Source organism: Actinocrinis sp. (genome assembly GCF_035938995.1).
Taxonomy (GTDB): Bacteria; Actinomycetota; Actinomycetes; order Streptomycetales; family Catenulisporaceae; genus DASZGI01.
On record NZ_DASZGI010000275.1, the window covers coordinates 1 to 21,380 of the forward strand.

Annotated in this window: 14 protein-coding genes; 8 read left to right on the top strand and 6 right to left on the bottom strand. The window is 72.6% G+C overall.

The annotated features are described in order from the left end of the window. From VGZ32_RS18925 to VGZ32_RS18950, 6 genes are all read left to right on the top strand, one after another. Positions 1-931: acetate kinase (locus VGZ32_RS18925; protein ID WP_326887410.1), on the top strand; the 931-nt coding region annotated here is incomplete at its 5' end. A gap of 474 nt (positions 932-1,405) precedes the next feature. Beyond that, on the top strand, positions 1,406-1,798 hold the full coding sequence (locus VGZ32_RS18930) for a TOBE domain-containing protein (protein ID WP_326887411.1): 393 nt from the start codon (positions 1,406-1,408) through the stop codon (positions 1,796-1,798). A gap of 41 nt (positions 1,799-1,839) precedes the next feature. Beyond that, positions 1,840-2,667 carry a molybdate ABC transporter substrate-binding protein gene (gene modA, locus VGZ32_RS18935; RefSeq protein WP_326887412.1) on the top strand — a complete coding sequence of 276 codons (828 nt, stop codon included), beginning with the start codon at positions 1,840-1,842 and terminating at the stop codon, positions 2,665-2,667. Further along, positions 2,664-3,512 (top strand): molybdate ABC transporter permease subunit, encoded by an 849-nt coding sequence (modB, locus tag VGZ32_RS18940; protein ID WP_326887413.1) that lies wholly within the window; start codon positions 2,664-2,666, stop codon positions 3,510-3,512. Before modA ends, modB begins: the two co-directional genes overlap by 4 nt. Before the next feature lie 48 nt (positions 3,513-3,560). Next, positions 3,561-4,613, top strand: coding sequence for an ABC transporter ATP-binding protein (locus tag VGZ32_RS18945; RefSeq protein ID WP_326887414.1), 1,053 nt, complete (start codon positions 3,561-3,563; stop codon positions 4,611-4,613). A gap of 105 nt (positions 4,614-4,718) precedes the next feature. Next, positions 4,719-5,780 carry a class I SAM-dependent methyltransferase gene (locus VGZ32_RS18950; protein WP_326887415.1) on the top strand — a complete coding sequence of 354 codons (1,062 nt, stop codon included), beginning with the start codon at positions 4,719-4,721 and terminating at the stop codon, positions 5,778-5,780. A 76-nt stretch (positions 5,781-5,856) separates the two neighbouring features. Here the strand turns inward: VGZ32_RS18950 and VGZ32_RS18955 are convergent, their stop codons facing one another. The 6 genes from VGZ32_RS18955 to VGZ32_RS18980 all read right to left on the bottom strand — a co-directional run bounded on the left by VGZ32_RS18955 (position 5,857) and on the right by VGZ32_RS18980 (position 19,333). Beyond that, the gene (locus tag VGZ32_RS18955; protein ID WP_326887416.1) at positions 5,857-6,516 is read right to left on the bottom strand and encodes an RraA family protein; all 660 of its coding nucleotides are present in this window, start codon (positions 6,514-6,516) and stop codon (positions 5,857-5,859) included. 305 nt (positions 6,517-6,821) lie between these two features. Beyond that, positions 6,822-8,717 carry a hypothetical protein gene (locus VGZ32_RS18960; protein ID WP_326887417.1) on the bottom strand — a complete coding sequence of 632 codons (1,896 nt, stop codon included), beginning with the start codon at positions 8,715-8,717 and terminating at the stop codon, positions 6,822-6,824. After that, positions 8,714-12,277 carry a vWA domain-containing protein gene (locus VGZ32_RS18965; protein WP_349263659.1) on the bottom strand — a complete coding sequence of 1,188 codons (3,564 nt, stop codon included), beginning with the start codon at positions 12,275-12,277 and terminating at the stop codon, positions 8,714-8,716. The genes VGZ32_RS18960 and VGZ32_RS18965 overlap by 4 nt, the downstream gene beginning before the upstream one ends. Before the next feature lie 56 nt (positions 12,278-12,333). Continuing rightward, positions 12,334-13,500 (bottom strand): AAA family ATPase, encoded by a 1,167-nt coding sequence (locus VGZ32_RS18970; RefSeq protein WP_326887419.1) that lies wholly within the window; start codon positions 13,498-13,500, stop codon positions 12,334-12,336. A 47-nt stretch (positions 13,501-13,547) separates the two neighbouring features. Continuing rightward, positions 13,548-18,470: a hypothetical protein gene (locus tag VGZ32_RS18975; protein WP_326887420.1), complete on the bottom strand. Its 4,923-nt coding sequence runs from the start codon at positions 18,468-18,470 to the stop codon at positions 13,548-13,550. Continuing rightward, positions 18,467-19,333: a DUF4132 domain-containing protein gene (locus VGZ32_RS18980; protein ID WP_349263657.1), complete on the bottom strand. Its 867-nt coding sequence runs from the start codon at positions 19,331-19,333 to the stop codon at positions 18,467-18,469. Before VGZ32_RS18980 ends, VGZ32_RS18975 begins: the two co-directional genes overlap by 4 nt. A 398-nt stretch (positions 19,334-19,731) precedes the next feature. On the opposite strand from VGZ32_RS18980, the gene VGZ32_RS18985 reads away from it, so the two are divergent. Continuing rightward, complete coding sequence (locus VGZ32_RS18985) at positions 19,732-21,282, top strand: circularly permuted type 2 ATP-grasp protein (RefSeq protein ID WP_326887422.1); 1,551 nt, start codon at positions 19,732-19,734, stop codon at positions 21,280-21,282. An 18-nt stretch (positions 21,283-21,300) separates the two neighbouring features. Next, positions 21,301-21,380, top strand: an 80-nt coding sequence (locus VGZ32_RS18990) for an alpha-E domain-containing protein (protein WP_326887423.1), incomplete at its 3' end; no start/stop codon positions are given.

The following is a 21,380-nucleotide window of genomic DNA, read 5'->3' on the forward strand; positions in this document are numbered from 1 at the left end:
CCGCCGGTTCACCGACCCGGTTGTGATCGACGACGCGGTGCTCGCGGCGATCAGCGACCTTGCTCCACTCGCGCCGCTGCACATCCCGGCGAACGTCGAGGCGATCCGTGTCGCGCGCCACGCCTTCCCGGACGTGCCGCACGTCGCGGTCTTCGACACAGCGTTCCACCGCACCCTGCCGCCGCACGCGCTCACCTACGCCGTGCCGCGCGAATGGCGCGAGCGCCACGGGGTGCGGCGCTACGGCTTCCACGGCATCTCGTACCAGTACGTTGCGCGGCAGGCGGCACGGTTCCTGGGCCGCGCCCCGGCCGACGTGAACCTGATCATCCTGCACCTGGGCAACGGAGCGAGTGTCTGCGCCGTCGAGGGCGGACGCAGCGTCGAGACCTCCATGGGCCTGACGCCCTTGGAAGGCCTGGTCATGGGCTCCCGCAGCGGGGACGTCGACCCTGCTCTGCCCGCGTACATGCAGCGCGTCGCGGGATTGGACGGCGCGGCGGTCGATGCTGCCCTCAACCAGGAAAGCGGTCTGCTCGGACTGGCGGGAAGCAACGACCTGCGTGACGTGCGGGAGGCCGTCGAGCGCGGCGACTCGCACGCGCGGCTGGCGATCGACGTGTACTGCCACCGCATCCGCAAGTACGTCGGCGCCTATTACGCGGTTCTCGGCAGGGTCGACGCGGTCGTGTTCACCGCCGGTGTCGGCGAACACGACGCGAGGGTCCGGGAGCTCGCGCTGACCGGGCTCGATCGGCTCGGCGTCGCGGTCGATCCCGAGCGCAACACGGCGGCGGCCAGTGGCTCACGCTCGGTCTCGCCGGACGGTGCCGAGGTGCCCGTGCTGGTCGTCCCGACCGACGAGGAACTCGAGATCGCCGACCAGACGCTCGGCCTGATCCGGGTCCGCGCGAGGGGCCCGGCAGCGTGACGGGGATCCCACGCCCTGATCCGGACCGCCTACCGTCGCCAACGGCCGATCTTCCGCGTGCTCGGCATCAGACGGTTTCTCTTGCTCGAACCCGCACCGCCGCGCTGACTCGGCAAGGCCGACACAGCCACCTTCGCCGCGAGAACCAGAGGCCCCGCCGTCTGCCGCTATCGCCGTTGGTTCATCGATGAGGGTGCCATCGCACCCGAGAGCGGAATAACCCGCCTTGGGCTGCAGCGCAGCAAACTCCATGCTCCCACCGTGCCACCGCGGTGTCACACGCACGCATCACCAACCGCGCGTCACGATCCGCCCGCGTGAGCCCCGCGGCACGGTCTCCTAAGCCGCCAGTCGATGACTACAGGTGTTCGGATAGTGATCTCCCGCAGATGCGAGGATTACAGTCTTATTGCGTTCGCCGGTCCCATGGCTGCGCGGTGATTGGGCTGGCATCCGCCGGGTTATCGTGTTGACGTGCCGACGTTTGGGATCAGCGAGTCCGCCGAGTTGCTCGGGGTCAGTGCGGACACCGTGCGCCGCTGGATCGACGCCGGGAAGCTGCCCGCGGAGCGCGAGCCGAACGGACACCGGCGGGTCGAGGGAACGAACCTGGCCGCGTTCGCCGCGTCCCTGGGCGACACCGCGGAACAGGAGCGGGCCGGCGGTACCTCCTCGGCGCGCAATCGGTTCCGCGGAATCGTCACCCGCGTGGTGCGCGACGGGGTGATGGCGCAGGTCGAGATCCAGGCCGGGCCGCACCGGGTGGTCTCGCTGATGAGCCGCGAGGCCGCCGACCAACTCGACCTGCAAGTCGGCACGGTGGCGGTCGCGGTCGTCAAGTCCACCAACGTCGTCGTGGAGCTCTAGAAGCCCGGCCGCGCCGCGGCCCCTGACCACCAGGAGTGATCATGAACTTCGCGCTGCCCGGCCGCCGTCCCGCCACCGCTCTGGCCCTGGCCCTGGCGGTGGCGCTGGCCGCCGCGGCCGGATGCTCCAGCTCCGGCGGCAACGCCGCCGCGTCCTCCTCATCATCCGGCACCTCGGCATCGGCCAGTCCGCTGTCGGGGACCGTGACCGTCTTCGCCGCCTCGTCGCTGACCGGCACGTTCACCCAGCTGGGTAAGGATTTCGAGGCCGCGCACCCGGGCGTCACCGTCAAGTTCAACTTCGGCGGGTCGGACACGCTCGCCGCCAGCATCGTCTCCGGCGCGCCCGCGGACGTCTTCGCGGCGGCCAGCACGACGACCATGGACACGGTCACCAAGGCCGGCGACGCGTCCGGCACCCCGACCGTGTTCGTGCGCAACCAACTGGAGATCGCGGTGCCGCCGGGCGACCCGAAGGGCATCCACACCCTCGCTGATCTGACCAAGCCGGGGATCAAGGTCGCGCTGTGCGCCACGAGCGTGCCGTGCGGCGCGGCCGCGGTGAAGGCCGAGGGTATAGGCAACGTCAAGATCACTCCGGTCACCCTGGAGACCGACGTCAAGTCCGCGCTGACCAAGGTGGAGCTCGGCGAGGTCGACGCGGCGATCGTGTACCAGACCGACGTGAAGGCGGCCGGCGGCAAGGTGCAGGGAGTGGACTTCGCCGAGGCCGCACAGGCGATCAACACCTATCCGATCGCGGTGCTCACGGGCGCCCCCGACGCGACCGCGGCGCAGGCGTTCGTCGCGTTCGTGCTGTCCGCACACGGCCGCGACGTGCTCAGCGCGGCCGGTTTCCAGAACCCGTGACCCTGAAGCTCAGGTCCCGAACGGGGCGCGCCGCGCGCCCGCGGCGCGCGCCGCGCACCACCGCGGCCCGGCACGTGCCGCTCCCGCTGCTGCTGCCCGCGCTGCTCGGGGTGGCGTTCCTGACCCTGCCGCTGCTCGGGCTGCTGGTGCGCACCCCGTGGAGCGATCTGGCCGGGGAGCTTCGCGGCACGCAGGTCCTGCAGGCGCTGCGCCTTTCCTTGATCACCGCCAGCCTCGCCACCGTGCTGTCCCTCGTGCTGGGCGTCCCCCTCGCCTGGCTGCTGGCCCGCGCCTCCTTTCCCGGGCGTCGGCTGCTCCGCGCCCTGATCACCGTCCCGCTGGTTCTGCCTCCGGTCGTCGGCGGCGTCGCGCTGCTGCTCGCGCTGGGCCGACGCGGGATCCTCGGCCAGTACCTCGACTCCTGGTTCGGCGTCACGCTGCCGTTCACCACCGCCGGGGTCGTGGTCGCCGAGGCGTTCGTCGCGATGCCGTTCCTCGTGCTCAGCGTCGAGGGGGCACTGCGCGCGGCCGACCCCCGGTTCGAGGACGCCGCCGCGACCCTGGGCGCCTCCGGCTGGACCACGTTCCGCCGCGTCACTCTGCCCCTGGTCGCGCCGGGCGTCGCCGCCGGATCGGTGCTGGCCTGGGCCCGCGCCCTGGGCGAGTTCGGCGCCACCATCACCTTCGCCGGCAACTTTCCCGGCACCACCCAGACGATGCCGCTGGCCGTCTACCTCGCCCTCCAGGACGACCCACAGGCCGCCATCGTGCTGAGCCTGGTCCTGCTCGCGGTGTCCATCACGGTCCTGGCCGCGCTGCGCGAACGCTGGATGACCGCTGTATGAGTACGGACACCGCATGAGCATGGACACCCGCATGAGCCCGGACACCGCATGACTCTGGACGCGAACCTGCGGGTCGACCGCCCCGGCTTCACCCTCGACCTCGACCTGCACATCGACTCGGGGGAAGTGGTCGCCCTGCTCGGCCCGAACGGCGCGGGCAAGACCACGACCCTGCGCGCCTTAGCCGGGCTCACCCCGCTCACCGCCGGACGCATCGAGATCGACGGCACAACGGTCGAGGACACCACGATGGGGCGGCGCACCCCGACCGAACGGCGCCGCACCGGCCTGCTCTTCCAGGACTACCTGCTCTTCCCGCACCTCTCAGCCCTCGACAACATCGCCTTCGGGCTGCGCTGCCAGGGCCGATCCAAGGCCGACGCCCGGGGCGAAGCGGCCGCCTGGCTCGACCGCGTCGGCCTGGCCGACCACGCAGCCGCCCGCCCGGGCGCCCTCTCCGGCGGCCAAGCCCAGCGCGTCGCCCTCGCCCGCGCCCTCGCGCCCTCCCCACGACTGCTGCTGCTCGACGAGCCGCTCGCCGCCCTCGACGCCCACACCCGCCTGGACATCCGCACCCGGCTGGGACACCACCTCGCCGACTTCGACGGCGCCACCCTGCTGGTCACCCACGACCCCCTGGACGCGATGATCCTCGCCGACCGCCTCGTCGTGATCGAACACGGACACCTGGTGCAGACCGGGCCGCCCGCCGAGATCGCCCGCCACCCGCGCACCGACTACATCGCCCGCCTGGTCGGCCTGAATCTCTACCACGGCGCCGCCGACGACCACCGGGTGCGCCTCGCCGACGGCGCCGAGATCACCACCGCGGAACCCCACCACGGACCGGTGTTCGTGGCCTTCCGCCCCACCGCCGTCGCCCTCTACCGCACCCGCCCCGACGGCACACCGCGCAACCAGTGGCCGGTCACCGTCACAGGCATCGAACGACGCGGCGACCACGTGCGCATCGACCTGACCGGCCCACTGCACCTGGCCGCCGACATCACCCCCGCCGCGCTCGCCGACCTCGACCTGACCCCCGGCACCCAAGTCTGGGCGACCGTCAAAGCCACCGAGACCGACACCTACCCCGCCTAAGCCCCTTCCGCTGCGCCTTACCGCATCCGCAAGCTTCTGAGGCTTTAGTTCCTCTGATTCACCGCGCTATTTGGAGCGGTCACGTCGCAACTGCATCATGGGAGCATGACCGTCGACGCGCGGCACGAGACGCCCCTGCCCGACTGGCAGCAGATGACCGACGTGCAGCGGGACCGGTGGGCCACCGTCCTGGGCACACTCGCCGCCACGGTCCCCGCCGGGGCCGTGGGCCTCGTGATCGACGGGCGCGACGCCGCGGCCGTGGCCGACCGTCTCGCCGAGACGCTGCTCTCCGCTGGCCGCCCCTGCATCCGGCTGACCGACGCGACTCCGCTGGCCGACGAGGACAGGTGGTTCATCGAGCGCACCCCGAGCACCGTGGCCCTGGCCGACGGCCCACGTTGGCGCGCCGAACCCCCGGCCGCCGCATGGGACCTGGTGATCTGGCTGCGCACCCGGGAACCCCAGCCGCGCCAGGAGACCTCCGACGACGCGGACATCGTCGTCGACCTCGCCGACCCGGCCTGGCCGATCATCCGCCGGATCCACCGGCGGGTCGCCACCCCGGACCACTGGTACGTCACCGAGAGCCAGGCGTTCTTCGCGCTGCGCGCCGCCACCTGGGACACCAAATTCGGCGACGACCTTCCCGCCTATGCCGCCGCCGTCGCCCAACTCGACCCACCGCCCGGAGGTACCGCCCTGGACCTGGGCTGCGGCACCGGACGCGCCCTACCGGCCTTGCGTAAGGCCGTCGGCCCCGCCGGCAGCGTGATCGCCCTCGACCTCACGCCCGACATGCTGCGCGCCGCCCGCGCCGCCGACCGCGCCCACCATGCCGCACTCATCCTCGCCGACGCCCACCACCTGCCACTGGCCGACGCCACCGTCCACACTGTCTTCGCCGCCGGCCTGCTCAACCACCTGCACGACCTGCACACCGGCCTGCGCGAACTCACCCGCGTCACCCGTCCCGCCGCCCGCCTGGCCATCTTCCACCCGAGCGGCCGCGCCGCCCTGGCCGCCCGCCACGGCCGCACCCTGCGCCCCGACGAACCCCTCTCCGAACAACGACTACGTCACAGCCTCAACGCGACCGGCTGGGCCCTGACCGCCTACGACGACTCCCCGCACCGCTTCTTCGCCCTCGCCATCCGCTCGACGTGACCACTTACGGGAGTGTTAGATCCCTGCGACAGCTCGCGGACCAACCGCGGCGTCCAGATTTGAATGCAATTATGAATTACAGCAAAAATCTCAATGCCGACGAATTCCCTTGCTCTAATGCGGCAACGTGCTCGACGAGATTGAGTCCGTCACTCAGCGTCCCTCCATTATTCAGACGCTCGATCAGCCTGCCCTCGGCGTCTTTAATGGAGGCCGCCGAGGCCAGCAAAGAATCCAGGTCATCCGACGGCGCGACAACGATTCCTTCATCGTCCGCCAGGACGATATCACCTGGATTCACCACCACACCGCCGCAGATAACGGGAACCTGCAGCTGGCCGAGCTTGGATGTGGTTCCAGCAAGTGGCGTTGTAAACCTGCTGTAAATAGGAATCGGGCACGTCGCGATATATCCCAGGTCACGATATCCGGCGTCCACGATAATACCGGCTAGATTACGCGCCAGGGCTCCACGCGCAAAGAGCTCCCCACCAAGCGCGATCTCCTGCGCACCGCCGTCTACAACGATCACATCACCGGCAGAAGCCGACTCAATCGCCCGCAGCACGGCAAGAAAGTCTCCTCGACATCGCACCGTGAATGCTGGAGCGGAAATACGCTTACCCGCTGAGCGAGCCCGAATTCCATGATCCATCACCCGAAGCGTCTTGTCCGCGTCACAAATTGCGGTTGTATCGACTTGTTGGAAGCGATCAGCAAGGTCGGTGAATGTCAATGTGGATCCACGCATCTCTCACGGAAACGAAACCTAGATCGAAGCCTACCGCCTGTGCTGCTGACTGCTGGTGACCGTATGGATAGGTTGGCCGCCATGGTTGTTTCACTGCGTGAAGTCACCGACGACAACCACGACGCCGTTGTGGCGCTTCGCGTGACACCGGAGCAGGAACAGTTCGTCGGGTCGGTGCGCGGCGCGTTGGCGGATGCCGCCGAGATGCCGCACTGCCAGCCGTGGTACCGGGCCGTGTACGCCGACGACAAGCCGGTCGGATTCGTCATGCTCAGTTGGGATATGTGCCCCTACATGTCGGCCCGCTGCCATGAGGCGAGGACCATGGCCCGCTCGGTCGCCGCGAGGTGTGCGGCCGCGGCAAGCCACGCTTTCGCGTAGCCGTCCGGGTCGGGGTCGGTGAGTCGGCCGAAGACGTCGCGGTCGCGGCGGTCGGCCTCCCGCACGAGTCGCGTCGCGAGGTCGGCGGCGGCGTTGAAGCCTGCCGCACGCAGCGGGGCGAAGGCCTCGCCGACTCGTCGTGTGTGGTCCGTGCGGTCCGCTCGGCGGACGGATTCAGCGACTGTCCTCCTACCGCCTGAGACGGCGAGTTCCACCAGGTGCCGGTAGCGCCACAGGGGCGAGTCGGCCATCGGGTCGAGTGGCACCGCGACCGGCTCAGGGGCCGGACATGCCGACAGCGGGGGCAGGTGCGAGCCCTGGAGCCGGTCGTATCCGAGGTCTGCTCGGCCGAGCCACTCCTCCGGGAGCCGGAGCGTGGCCTCGGTGCTCGGGACCGGACCTGCGGCGAGCGGGCGCATGGTCGCGGCGCGGTCGGGGTCGAGCCGTCCGACGAGGCGGATCCGCAGCCCGGGACGCGACGCGAGTTGGCGCAGGTTGGAGGTGTACGCGAGGTCGGCGTGCGCGTCGGCCGGGATGAGGCGGATCAGTGTGCTGGAGGCCAATTCCCGCACGAGCAGATGGTCCCCTTGGCCCGAGAGGATTTCCACGTCGCAGGCCATGAGTTCGCGGGTCGCCTCGGTTCTTGCCTCGTCGTCGGCTGGTGTCACGGCGAGGCGCTGGGCTGCGATGTCCGCGAGCGGGCGGTCGAGCAGGGAGCTGATCGGTCCGGCGGACCATGGCAGTCCGCTGAGCGGTGTGGCCCTGACCTCCTTGCCGGAGCCGAGGCGGCCGTCCGGGGACACGGTCGCGCCGTTGATCAGCAGTCCGCCGCGGGCCAGCTGTCCGTGATCGAGGCCGGCGGCCCCGATCGCGACCGGGGCCGTGGCCGCCGCGCGGGCCCGGCCCGGGCCGCCCGGCTTGACGTCAGAGGCCGAGTACCAGCGCCCGTCCTCGGCGAGCAGGTGCGTGACGACGCCGGCGTATCCGGTGGCGCTGATCACCGGCTCGCGGCAGACGCCGTGCACGCGCAGGGCTCCGCCGGGCTGGTAGGCGCGGCGGGCGACGCCGATCAGCGAGGGCTCGGTGTCGACCGCCGCGAGGAGCACGGTGGTGAGCAGGAGTTCGCGCAGCGCGGCGACGAGGTCGGCGAGGCGGTGTTCGGCGCGGCGGGCGCGTGCGCTGCGCAGACCGTTGACGACGCGCAGCGCTGCGGCTTCGGCCCGGTGGAGGCCCGCGAGCCTCGCGGTGTGCGCGGCGCGCAGGAGCTCCGCTTGGGGCATTGCTCCGGCTGCGGGGATTCCTCCGGTGAGCACGGCTGCGGCGGCGGACCACAGCCCCGCTGCGGCAGAGATTTGAGCCGGGGTGACCTCAGACGCGGGAGGTGTCGGGGTAAGGGTGTCGGGGGTTTCGGGATCGGTTGCCGTGAGGGGGGCGGCGGCGGTAGGGGCAGAGGTGTGAGATTCGGGTTCTGCGATGTTTGACGCGACCGGGCAGGCGCCGAGGACGGCCGCGCGATGCAGGCAGCGCGGCGCGAGCAGGCAGGTGCAAGTCGCCTGATCGGCTTGCGTCACCGCGCCTTCGGGTCCGGGAGCGAGCGTGACGACGGCGTCCTCGCCGCAGGACACGCTGAATGTCCCGGCGTTGACGGCGACGGGTTCGGCGGCGTACTGCTCCGTCGCGGCGTCGAGTTTCTTGCGCAGGCGCGGGGACAGGCTTTCGATGGCGGCGGCGACCACGTCCGGGGCCGCTGGGGGGAGCGCGGCCGACGCGGCATCCGGGGCGGCTGGCGCGGCGGCGGCGGTCATGGGCGTTCTCCGCGCAAACGGTCGCCGACCCAGCGGGCCAGGGCGAGGGGGCTGAGTGCGGCCACCGGCATTCCGGCCGCGACGAGCTGTTGGGCGACCGGTACCGAATAGCGCGGCGTGCCGGCGTCGTCGAGGGCTGCGCAGCCCATCAGGTGCACGCCGGATCCGGCCAGGGCGCGGACCTCGGCGAGCAGGCCGCCGAGCGGGAAGCCTTCTTCGAAGTCGCTGACCACCGCGATGAGGGTCCGGCTGGGCACGGTGACGAGTTCGCGGGCGCGCGCGAGCCCGGCGGCGATGTGCGTGCCGCCGCCGACCCGCACTTCCAGCAGCAGGGACAGCGGATCGCTGACGCGGTCGGTCAGGTCGATGACCTCGGTGGAGAAGGCGAGGAAGTGCGTGGAGAGGGTCGGCACGCCGCCGAGCACCGCAGCGGTGAGCGCGGACCAGACCACGGACGCCTCCATCGATCCGGAGACGTCGACCACCAGGATCAGCCGCCAGTCGGCCTCGCGGCGGGCCCGGGTGCTGAACACCGGCCGTTCGGGGACGACGACGGTGCGCCCGTCGTCGAAGCGGCGGGTGTGCACGAGGTTGGCGCGCAGGGTGCGCGGCAGGTCGAGGCGGCCGCCGGGACGCCGGGTCGGGCGCGGGGTGGCCAGTCCGGTCAGCGCGGGCCGCAGCCTGGTGGCCAGCTCGCGGGCGAGTTCGTCGACGAGGCGGCGCACCAGCGGGCGCAGCTTGGCGAGCTGCTGCTCGGGCATGCCTCCCGCGAGGGAGAGGACGGCGGTGAGCAGCTCGACGGAGGGGCGGACCGAGGCGGGGTCGAGTTCGGCGAGCACGTCGCCGCGGCCTGATTCGGCGGCGCGGCCCAGCACCTCTTCGCGGACCTCCGCGCCGAAGAGCGCGTCCAGCTCCTGCGCCCACTCGCGTGCGGTGGGGAAGGACGCTTCCTGACCGGCGCCGTGCGGATCGCTCGCGCCGCCGCCGATCCCGTCGGCGCCTTCGCCGCTGCCCGCGCCGTACAACTCGTCGAGCGCGTGGGCGTAGCGGCGGGCGCCATCGGGGAGTCGGGAGGATTCGCGGCCGAGCAGAAGACGCCACCGGTCCGCGGGGGAAAGGCGGTGCGTGGGTGATGTCCGGTTCATGCGGACGTCCGATTCAGGGGCCGATGTCTCGCCGGATGCGCCGTCGGGGATGGGGGGCGGGCCGACGGCGAGGCTCTCGGGGAGCGGGATCCGCAGCGCGCGCAGCACGGCGAGGCCGGCCGCATCGGCCGCCGCCCATATGGCCAGCAGCTCGGGTGACGCCGCGAGGGTGAGGTCGAGGCGGTCGCCGAGGCGCTCGGTCACCGTGCTCAGCAGCCGGTCGCGGGCGGCCGGGGCGAGGGTGCCGAATCCGCCGCGCAGCGCGGGGAGCCGGGCGAGGAACTCGTCATCGGTCAGGGCGTCGACCCGGTCCAGCACGTGGTCGAGGGCGGCCGGTGCCGACTGCAACAGCGGTCCGGCGGCCGACAGGAGGCCGGTGAGCAGCCGATAGAGCCGGCGGCGGGCGTCGATCCCGGTGGCCGCGTCGACCCAGCCGGCCGCGCGGATGCCGAGTTCGTCCGCGGCGTCCAGGTCGAGCAGGACTCTGACCGCGAGCGCGGCGCCCTGGATCAACGGGGAGCCGGTGTGCGCGAGCCGGCCCAGGGCGTCGTCGAGGCGCAGGCCCAGTCGTTGTTCGGCGGCGCGTCCGGCTAGGACGACGAGGGCGGCGGCGTCGGCGGGGTCGTCGCTTCCGGCCAGGCCGGGCAGCATGCGGACGGCGGCCTCGAGGAGCGTGTCGGTGAGCGTGGCGGCCTGATCGCGGCTCTGTTCGGTGGTGCCGGGCAGGTGCCGTCTGCGCAGTGCGTCCATCAGATCCAGCGCGCCGAGCAGTTCCGGCAGCGTCGCGCTCGCCGGAAGGATCTCGGCGGCATCGGCGAGTCGATCCGTGACCAGTTCGGGCAGGTCGCAGCGGGCCGCGGCCTGCAGGTTGCCCAGAACCAGCGCGCAGGTCGCGCCGCCGTCGGCGGATTCGCGGCGGAACTGTTCGCGCAGCGTCCCGGCCGCCGCCTGGGCCGCGGTGACGCCGCGCACGCCCGCCAGGTCGAGCCGCGCGGGCACGGCCGGGCTCCAGGCGAGCCGCCACCGGGTGGTCAGCGCGGTCCCGTCGCCGGTCCCGGCCACCTCGGTCGGCTCGCCGTACCCGGCGCCGCAGATCAGCAGGCGTTGCAGCAGGACCTCGCGGCGCGCGTCGAGTGCGGAGCGCAGCGGGTCGAGCCGGACCTCGCGCGCTGCCGGGTCGCCTGGGTCCGGCAGGCGCAGTTCGGTGAGTTCGGTCTCGACCGCGGGGCCGAGGCCGGAGCGGGGTGTGCCTGGAGCCGTTCTGCCGCGGCCCGATCCGACCATCACGGCGTCGAGGGCGCGGGCGAGGGCGCGGCCCCGGCCCAGCGGTTCCCCCTGGCCGAGCACGGTGGTGACGGCCTCGAGCAGTTCGCCGCGTCCGGGCGCGGGCAGCGTGCGCAGCCGGGCCAGGTCGCAGGCGGTCCGCAGTGTCTCGGCGGCTTCGCCGGTACCGGCGGTGTGTCCGGCCGCGCGCAGCGCCCGGCAGAGTTCTGTGATGGCGGTCGCGGCGGCGTCGCCGACGTGATCCGGGTCGCCTCCGGCAGCGAAGACGGCCTGCTGCCATCGTGGATCCCTGATGCCGGCCGGATATCCGGAGCGGGAGTCCAGCAGGTCGAAGGCATAAGGGACCAGCGATGTGACGAGCGGCGCGGCTGCGGGACCGGGCTCTGCCTCGGGATCGGTCGGCGTGTCAGGGATCGCGGCCAGCGCAGAGGCGTGGAAGGACCCGATGACGGCGGCGATGCGCCGTCCCCCTGCCGAGGCCGCCGCGATCACCTTCCGCATGTGTGCTTCGCGGGCCAGATCCCGCGCCTCGACGCCGTTCCGGTTCGTCGCGTCCTGACGCAGCGCCCAGCCGACGCCGAGCGCCGCACGGCGGACCGCTTCGGGGGCGCAGCCGGGCGCGAGGACCTCGACCGAGCGGTCCCACAGGTCGTCGCCGTCGCGGCCGGTGCCCGCTCCGGACAGGCCGTCGGCGTATGCGGTGCTGAGGCCGGTGCTAGCGGGCGACTGGTCTTGGGACGGCGGCTCGTCGGCGGCGGTGTCGGTGTCTGGGGCGGACCATGCGCGGTCTGACATCGGCAGGTCGCAGCACAGTACCTCGACGCCGCGATCCCGGGCCCAGCGCACCGCCGCCAGTTCGGGCGAGAAGTCGGCGAACGGGTAGAAGGCCAGTCGTCCGTCCTCGTCCGCCCCGGCCAAAGCGACCGGGGCGATGGTGTCCGGATGGGCCAGGTGCGGCAGCCAGTGCTGGAAGTCGGTCGGCAGCTCAACGCAGACCACCTCGGCCCCCGACGCGTCCAGGAGGGCCGGGACGACGGCGGCGAGAGCCGGGCTGTGGTGCCGTACCCCGAGCAGGTAGGGCCGGGTGCAGGCGGCTAGATCGTCGACCGCGCCGCGCGGATCGGCCCGCAGCCCTGTCGACTCGGTGTTCGATGGCCGAGCGGTGTACGTCGGCGACAGAACGGCGGTCAACTCAGCGTCTCCCGCAGATCCCACAGCCGCCGCCACAGCGCCGAGCCGTCCTGCGCGCGGCGGCGCACCGGCCCGTCCCAGTAGCCGAGCAGCCGCCCGTGGTCGGCCGGGTCGTCCTTGCGGACCACGCCGAGCAGGTGGCCGGGCACGAGGTCGAGCACGTCCCCGGCGGACAGGTACGCGGCGGCGAGCCCGAGCGACGCGGTGACCTGGACCGCCTCCGCCGTGGACATGACGGTTCCCGGCCGCTCGACGTCCCAGCCCTCCGCCGACCGGCCCTCGCGCAGATCGCGGAAGACGGTGACCAGCGCGTCGAGCACCGAGTCGTCGACCGAGTACCCGGCGCCTGCCCGCTCGACCGCCGCCGTGGCCTGGCGGCGCACCAGTTCGGTTTCCGCCGCGGCGTCGGCGATCGGGTGGATGGTCTCGAAGTTGAAGCGCCGCTTGAGGGCGGCGGACATCTCGGAGACGCCCCGGTCGCGCAGGTTCGCGGTCGCGATCACGGTGAAGCCGGGGACGGCGGCGACCGAGCCCTGGCCGTCCTCGCCGCCGTTGAGCTCGGGGATGCTGACCCGCCGGTCGGACAGGATCGAGACGAGTGCGTCCTGCACTTCGGGCAGGCAGCGGGTGATCTCCTCCACCCGGGCTGCCCGCCCGGTGCGCATCGCCGTGAGCACCGGCGAGTCGACCAGCGCCTGCGGGGTCGGGCCCTGGGCGAGCAGCAGCGCGTAGTTCCAGCCGTAGCGGAAGGCGTCCTCGGTGGTGCCCGCGGTGCCCTGGACGGTCAGGGCACTGGTTCCGCAGACGGCCGCCGCGAGCAGTTCGGACACCATCGACTTGGCGGTGCCGGGCTCGCCGACCAGCAGCAGGCCGCGCTCCCCGGCGAGGGTGACGACGCACCGCTCGACCAGGGCGCGCTCGCCGACGAACTTGACCGGGATGGTCATCCGCTCGGGCAGCGTCTCGTGCGGCTTGGGCAGCTTCAGCGCCTCGCCGCCGCTGCCGCAGATGAAGGTGACGACAGCGCGCGGGGTCAGCGCCCAGCGGGGCGGGCGTGGACCGTCGTCGTAGGCTGCCAGGAACGCCAGTTCGTCGGCGTACCGCTCCTCGGCCGACAATATCTGCCGGGCGGCGTGGGCACCCGTCTCACGGGTGGGGGGCATCGGTTTGTCCTCTTCCAGGAGTTCGTCAGGGCCGGATGCGCTGCGGCTCAGCGGCGGCGGGTGCGGGCGCGGGAGACTTTGAGCTCTTCGAAGCGCGGGCCGTCGCCCTCCCGGACGCGCTGCCAGGCCCGCCGGTAGAGCTGTGCGGCCGGCTCGGTCGGCACGAGCGCGCCGAGCACCGGCCAGTTCTCGTCGACCAGCGCGCCGAAGAAGGGCGTCTTCCACTGTTCGATCGGGAGGTGCGGCGCCTTGAGCGCGGTCCAGCCGCCGGGCAGGAACAGCGAGCGTCCGGCGCGCGGCCGGGTCGCCTCCACCACCAGGTCCGTCGCGGCCAGTTCGGTGCGCGCCGCCGCCAGCCGCGCGGGCTTCCAGCCGGTCCATCGGGCGACGTTGCGATCGGTCGGGTCCGGCATCGCCAGCAGCATCAGGTACAGCGCGGCGGCATCCTCGCCGAGTCCGTACTCCTTCGCCGCCTCGGCGACCGTGTCGGGCACCGAACGCGTCGGATCCTGCGGCGACCAGGTGCCGTCCTTGTCCCGTTCCCCCGCGACCGGGTCGCCCGGGTCGGCCAGCAGCGCCGCGAACTGCGGATCGCGGACGAGCGCGAGTGCGACCTCGAACGGGAATGGCGTCTGGCTGTCGCCGCGCAGGACGGGCAGGTAGGGGTCGCTTCCGGCCGGATCCAGCAGCGACACCCGGACCGCGGGCATCGGCTGCTCGTCATGGGTGGCCAGGATGACCGCGCCGTACCGCTCGAAGTTCTTGCCGACCTCGCTGGGCGCGCCCGCCGCCTCCCGGAATCCGGGCAGATTGACATACCGGCTGAGGCTGATCATCAGCTCGGGGTGCGCCAGGCGGGCGCTCAGGGCGCTGAACGCCGCGGGCAGGCCGGCGCGGATCGGGTCCCCGGCCGGGAGCCGGTGCGCGAGCCAGGCCATCAGTGCCGTGCCGCCCATGAGCGTCGCCGCGGTGAACCCGACCGCGTCCTTCTCGACCGGTTCGACCCGGTCGCCGTGCACCGCCCAGGCCAGGTCCCGGCTCAGCTCCGGGGATGCCGCCGGGTCCAGCAGGGCGGGCAGCGACTGCGGCGGCGCCCAGCCCGTCCGGATCGCGCGGACGGCCTCGGCCAGCAGTGCTTCGGGGACGGCGGTGCGCTTGCCGACCCTGCGGTTCCACACCTCCGCCGCGGCGGCCGCGTCCGGTCCGTGGGTCCACAGCCGGGCGGGGTCGGCGGGCAGCAGCGCGGCGACGACGGCGCGCCGCACCTCGGCGTCGACCCGGCGTAGCTGGTCCCGGGCCACCTTGATCTCGGCGGCCTTCGAGCCGAGCACGGCCCGCGCCTCGGCCGACAGGCTGGTGCGGTCGGTCTCCTCCACGCCCGGCAGTCCGGCCGTCACCAGGCGGGCCTCGGTCAGCGTGGTCCCGGTCAGGCGGGCGAACTGCTCGGCCGCCTCGGAGAACCAGGGTGCCGGGCCGCGCTGCGCCGCCTCGGTGAGGAAGGCGGTGAGCCAGCCGGCCTCGCGCCGCTCGCCGACCGGGTTCGTGCCGCGCAGTTTGTACGGCGCCGGGATGTCGAAGCGGCCGGCCGGGTCGTGGTAGAGCGCGGTGAAGTCGGCGCCGTTGTCGCCCCACTCCGAGCCGACGACGGCGAGCAGGCCGCCGCCCGCCGTCGGGAGCAGCCCCTGCCAGGAGCCCGAACGCCGGTCTCCGTCCGGCGTGTTGAGCAGGCGGTCCGGCAGGAAGACGGCGACCCGGCGCCACGGCGTGCGGTCCGCCGGGACGGCGAGTCCGGCCTCGTCGAAGACCCGCAGCACCTCGCGCAGCGCGTCGGCGACCTCCGGCTCCGTGATCGGGGACGCGGCCCGGAGCGCCAGGGCGGAGCAGCCGTCGAGTAGCGCGAACCACCAGCCGACCGCCGTCGACGGCAGCAGCGGGCCGTCCAGGTGCAGCGGGATCTTCGCGTCAGCCTGTGGCGCCTCGCGCAGCGCCTCGCCGATCAGCCGCAGCTGGCGGAAGACCCCGTCGCCGTTCTTGCCGTGGCTCCAGTACAGCCGGGACGCGCCGAGGCTGAGCAGCGGCTCGGCCAGCACATGATCGTCCGGGCCGAGGGGTCCGGTGTCCCGGCCGCCGCCCGCGAGCGCGCCGTCGAGCCGCGCGGCGACCTGATCGAGCGTCGCCTGCTGCTCGGCCGCGTAGCGCACGACTCCGGTGATCCCGGCGAGCAGTTTGCGCTTGGTGACCTGAGGCAGCAGCTCGGCGATCAGGTCCGCCAGCCGGTCGTGGGCCTTGCTCGCGGTGCGCTGCTCGGTCCCGGCCTTGAGCAGCAGCCCGACCTGGGCGTCGTCGATCCGGCGCAGCAGCGCGGAGCCTTCGGGGTCGCGCGGCCGCATGCAGTGCCAGAACGAGGTCGGCGGCAGGATCCGGGTGCCGCGGCCGAAATCGCCCGGCGCGCCGTCGGTCCTGGCCTCGGCGGTGGTGACGCCGTCCGCGTCGATGATCGCCACCTCGTAGGAGCCGCGCACGAGCGCACTCGGGCGGCCGTCGTCGCCGCCGGGCACCGGCATGGCGCGGACGGGGCGCGGCGAGCCTTTGGGCACCGTGACTTCGATGCCTGTCAGGTTCCGTCCGCGCATCGAGCCGTCGGGAAGGGTCAGGACGCACCAGCCGTGCTGGCCGTCGCCGAGGGGCCGCAGCGTGCCGACATGGAACTTGCTGCCTGGGGGCGCGTCACGGAGGGTGTCGTTGAAGAAGGCGGGATTGCTTCTGCGGCCGCGCTGCCCGGTTGAGGGGTCGTATTCGAACCAGCCGTTGCTGCCGTTGTCCGAAGTGTCCGGGCCCCACACCCAATAGGAGGTGCCGTCGCTCAGGACTGCGGCTTCCCTCGGGACGACGGTGTCGCCGCGGTGCAGCACTCCCCCGCCGACCGCCCGGCCGCCGCCGGGCAGCGGCACGGTGGGGTTGAGGCTGTGGTACCAGTCCATGCGGATGCCGTGGGTGGACTGCGCCTCGATGGTCTGGATCCGGTCCGCCGAGCCGTGCCAGTACCCGCGCAACTCGCGACCCGCGGAGCGCGAGTTCCAGTAGACGAGCAGTTCGCCGTCCACGTAGTGGAAGCCGGGGTCCGAGTAGTTGTCCTTGTGGGGGATGCGCAGGTCGTGGCTGAGCACGGTGCCTTCGGCGTCGATCACCCGGACCTGCGTCGGGCCCGCGACGATCAGGTAGGGCCAGGCGTCCGCGACGACGAGGTCGTCCACGTCCTTGCGGGGGACCAGCTCCTTCGCCGCCTGCTCCCAGGCGGGCCAGGTCAGCTCGTCGAACAACCCCGCGCGCAGGGTGCGGGACAGGACGGGGGCCAGGTCGGTCGCGACGGCCGCGCGCACCTCCTGCTCGGCCAGCGCGAGCGCCTCGCCGGGCAGCCAGGACAGCCGCTCGATCGCGTTCGGCAGTTGCGGGAGCCCGACCGCGGAGAATCGCTGGGCGATCGCGCGCACCCATGCGGAAAGCATCGATCGGCCGCCGGAGCACGCCACCAGGGCGCTGATGGCGCGCAGGCCGTCGTCGTCGCTGAACCGGTTGGCGCCGCGGTTGAAGGCGCGACGGAAGCGCGGGTCGGCGGCGAGCGCGACCAGATCGCGGTGTCCCTCGCCCTCGGACCAGCGCTCCAGATTCAGCGTTTCGTCGTCGTCGGGGTCGGCGACTGGGAGGTCGAGGGAGAGGAGCAGGTCCAGCAGGTCGACGTCGTCGGGCACGTCGAGCGGTGCCGCGCCGTCGGCGGACAGCTCGGCGCGCAGCCGGTCCGCACAGCGCTCGACCAGCGGATACAGCTGCGGCAGGCGGCAGGCGTTGCGCCACCAGCCTCCGGATTCGCGCATCCGCTGGAAGCGGCGCAGCCATCCGGCGGTGCCGTCGGCCGGACGCAGCTCCGGCGCGGCCGCCGGGTCGTGCAGCGCGTCGGCGGCCCCTGATTCGAGCAGCACGCCGAGCCAGAGGCCGTCCATTTCGGCGTCGCCGCCGGCCGGCATGGCGTCGAGCAGCGCGCGCCGGGCGGTCGGCTCCTGCCGGGCCAGCGCGATCAGGCTCGCGCGGTGTGCCTTCCACCAGCCGAGGGCCGCGCGCAGGGTGGCGGGCAGCGCGAGCAGTTCGACCAGGAAGTCCCGCTCGACGGCGTCAGGGTTCGCACCCGCGGCTTTGGCCAGCTTGCGCAGCTCGGTGGTCATCTGCGCGGACGGCGGGAGTCCGCCTGCGGTGCGCCGGACGCATAGCCGGGTGAAGCGGTCCAGCGCCTCCTGTCCAGGCAGGCGCGCCGCAAGTTCCTTGCCGTAGCCCGCGAGCACCTTCACCGGCAGCGCCCCGGCGAGGGCGAACTCGAGGAAGACCGCGTCGAGCCGTTCCTCGTCGAGGCGAAGTCCGTGCTCGGCTTCGGCAGCGCGCGCCTTGGTGAACATCTGCGCGGCGTACACCGGGTTCTCGACCGTGACGAACACCCGGCCGGCCTGTTCGTAGAACGTGGGCAGGAAGTGCGGGACGGCGGCGGCCAGCCGTCCGGCCAGCTCCAGGTAGGCGTCCAGGGCGGCCTTGGGCTTGGTCTTGGCCTGCCGTGCGGCCCGCTCCAGCTCCGGGACGACGCCGAGCGCGTGGTGCCCGTCCTTCGGGTAGTGCACGAGCACCCATTCGGGGAAGCCGAGGGACTGGCGCAGCCCGAGGCCGACCACGGCCGGCTCGGCCGCGGACTCGAGGCCGAGGAATCCGGCTGCGGCGTCCTCGGCGACGCCCAGTTCGGCGGGTACCAGCCGGACCACGAGCCGGCCCTCGAGGCCAGGGTGCTGATAGGAGCGGGCGGTCAGCGGCACCGCCCGCTCGCCCGCGTCCGCGGTGTCCGGGGGCAGGATCGCCCCGGCCGCCAGAAGCTCGGCCGCCGTCGGCGTGCCGGTCTCGGAGCCTGTCTCAGCGCCGCTCTGCTCGCCGCTCATGCGTTCGCCCCCTCTTCGATCACGCGTCCGGCGTACAGCGCCGCCGCCATCCGCATCCCCTCCGACCACGCCACCGGGCCGACCTCGCGCAGCGCCAGGCCGCGGCCCTCCGGTCCGCTCCAGCTCAGGCCGCCGGTCTCGGTGTCGCCGTCCCAGTACGGTTCGCCGATCCAGACCGACGCCTCGACGGTCCGTCCGCCGTCGCGCACCCGGCAGGTGGCGTAACCGCCGGAGACGCGGTAGCCCAGCGAGGTGGCGCGGGCCGCGAGGCCGAAACGGCTCGCGTACTTGCCGCCCGCGAACTGCTTGACCTCGGTCGCGTCCGCGCCCAGGTCGCCCGGCTTCGCCCAGGTCGCCCGGTGGATCTGCTCGACCCGCTGGACGACCCCCAGCTCGGCCGCGAACTCCCGCAGCTCGTCCAGGTCGGACAGCAGCACGGGATGCGGGAGCGTCACCGTCTCCGGGCGCAGCCGGACCGTCTCGCCGTCCAGGTCCACGACCCGCAGCTCGCCCGAGTCCGAGGCGTCGCGCAGGAAGCCGGCCCGGTCGGGGTCGTCGCCGACGACCACCAGATCGCGCAGCGCGACCCGCCACGCCTCGTCCGCCCACACCCGCGCCAGCAGCCCGGTCGGCACCGGCAGCGAGGAGACCATCCAGGCGTCGACCTGCGCGAGGCAGGCGGCCGCGTGCCGGTCGAGCCACTCGGCCAGCCGCCGCAGCCGCTCGATCTCAGGATGTTCCTTCAACGCCTTCGGCAGCGTCTTGAGCTGCCGTCCCGCCGCCCGGCCGCCGGTGGCCCGCGCGGCCACCCGCCCGTCCACCAGCGCGACTTCGTACCCATCGCCCGCGGGCAACCAACCCATCGGCCCTGACCCCCACACGCTTCACGACTCGTCGAAGGAAGACAATTAAGGAGACGAATACCGGCCGCAAAGGGGCCGGTGTCGTCGAGTGCTGGCGGGAAGGCTACCGACCCTCACCGACAACAGTCGCACGGGGGCGGATCGTGCAACGCCAGTTCGGCCGCAGCGCGTATGGTTCACCTCGGGCGACGAGCCACATGATCACGCCGATTGAGTGCGGTCCCGCCAGGTAGCTCGCGGGCGGCTCGTCGAACCGGCTGGCCGGGCCCCGCCATGCGTTGATCTGCCGGACGCGGCATTCCACGAGTCCAGTACGGACGTGGTCCTCCGCTGTTGACATCGATGTCGGACCGCGACGAGTTGACGGCTTTGAAACAACCGTGCCCTACGTTCTGGACATGGCGGACGTTTTCGATGCGTATACGCTTTCCGCGGCCTGGGATGAGATGTTCGAGGCGCCCGGGGTACCGCGGCACGCCTACGAACCGGTGTTCGCGACTCTGGAGCATCTGGACCCTGCGGAGTTGCGCTTCCGGGTGGACCAGGTGGCGCGGGCCTTCACCGACCGGGGGGTGACCTTCGCGCTCGGCGGAGAGGAGCGCCCCTTCCCGTTGGACCTGGTGCCGCGGGTGATCGCGGCGGCGGAGTGGAACGTCATCGACCGGGGAGTGCGCCAGCGGGTCCGGGCGCTGGAGGCGTTCCTGGCCGACATGTACGGCGCGGGGGCGGTGTTCGCCGAGGGGATCGTGCCGCGCTCGGTGGTGCTGACCGGGGGCGGCTTCCACCGGGCCGCCCACGGGGTCGAGCCGGTGAACGGGGTGCGGGTGCACGTGGCGGGGATCGACCTGGTGCGCGACACCGACGGCCGGTTCCGGGTGCTGGAGGACAACGCGCGGGTGCCGTCCGGGGTCAGCTACGTGATGGAGAACCGGCGCATCATGACCCGTACTTTCCCGGGGCTCTTCGCCGAGCACCGGGTGCGGCCGGTGGACGAATACCCGGCCCGGCTGCTGGCCGCGCTGCGGGCTGCGGCGCCGACCGGGGTCACCGACCCGGTGATCGTGGTGCTCACCCCGGGCGTGGCGAACTCCGCCTACTTCGAGCACGCACTGCTGGCCCGGCTGATGGGGGTCGAACTGGTCGAGGGCAGGGACCTGATCTGCTCGGGCAACCGGGTGCGGATGCGCACCACGGCGGGCGAGCAGCCGGTGCACGTGGTCTACCGCCGGATCGACGACGAGTTCCTCGACCCGCTGCACTTCCGCCCGGACTCGGTGATCGGCTGCCCCGGCATTCTCAACGCGGCCAGGGCCGGGCGGGTGACGATCGCCAACGCGGTCGGCTGCGGCGCCGCCGATGACAAGCTGATCTACACGTACATACCGGAGCTGATCAGGTACTACCTGGACGAGGATCCGGTCCTGGAGAACGTCGAGACGCATCGCCTCGACGACCCGGACCGCCTGGCCTGGGTGCTCGACTCGCTCGACACGCTCGTGCTCAAGCCCGTGGACGGGGCCGGCGGCAAGGGCATCGTGATCGGCCCGCAGGCGGACGAATGGACGCTGAAGAAGCTGCACGCGACGGTGAAAGCCAATCCGCGCGGGTGGATCGCCCAGCGGCCGGTGGCCCTGTCCACCTCGCCGACCTTCGTGGACGAGCGGTTCGCGCCGCGCCATATCGACCTGCGCCCCTTCGCCGTCAACGACGGGAACGACGTCTGGGTGCTGCCGGGCGGGCTGACCCGGGTGGCGCTGCCTGAGGGGGCGCTGGTGGTGAACTCCAGCCAGGGCGGCGGCTCGAAGGACACCTGGGTGCTGGCGGACCGCCGGCTCGAGCCGAGCGACGGGCTCCGGCCGCCGGTGTACGGGCCGCCACCGACCGACGTGCGCCAATCCGTGGCCGACCGGCAGACCGGCCCCGCCACCGAGCAGCAGCAACAGCAGTAGAGAAGGGAGGCAGCCGCCATGCTCAGCCGTATCGCCGAGGCCCTGTTCTGGCTCGGCCGCTACATCGAACGCGCGGACGACACCGCGCGCATCCTCGA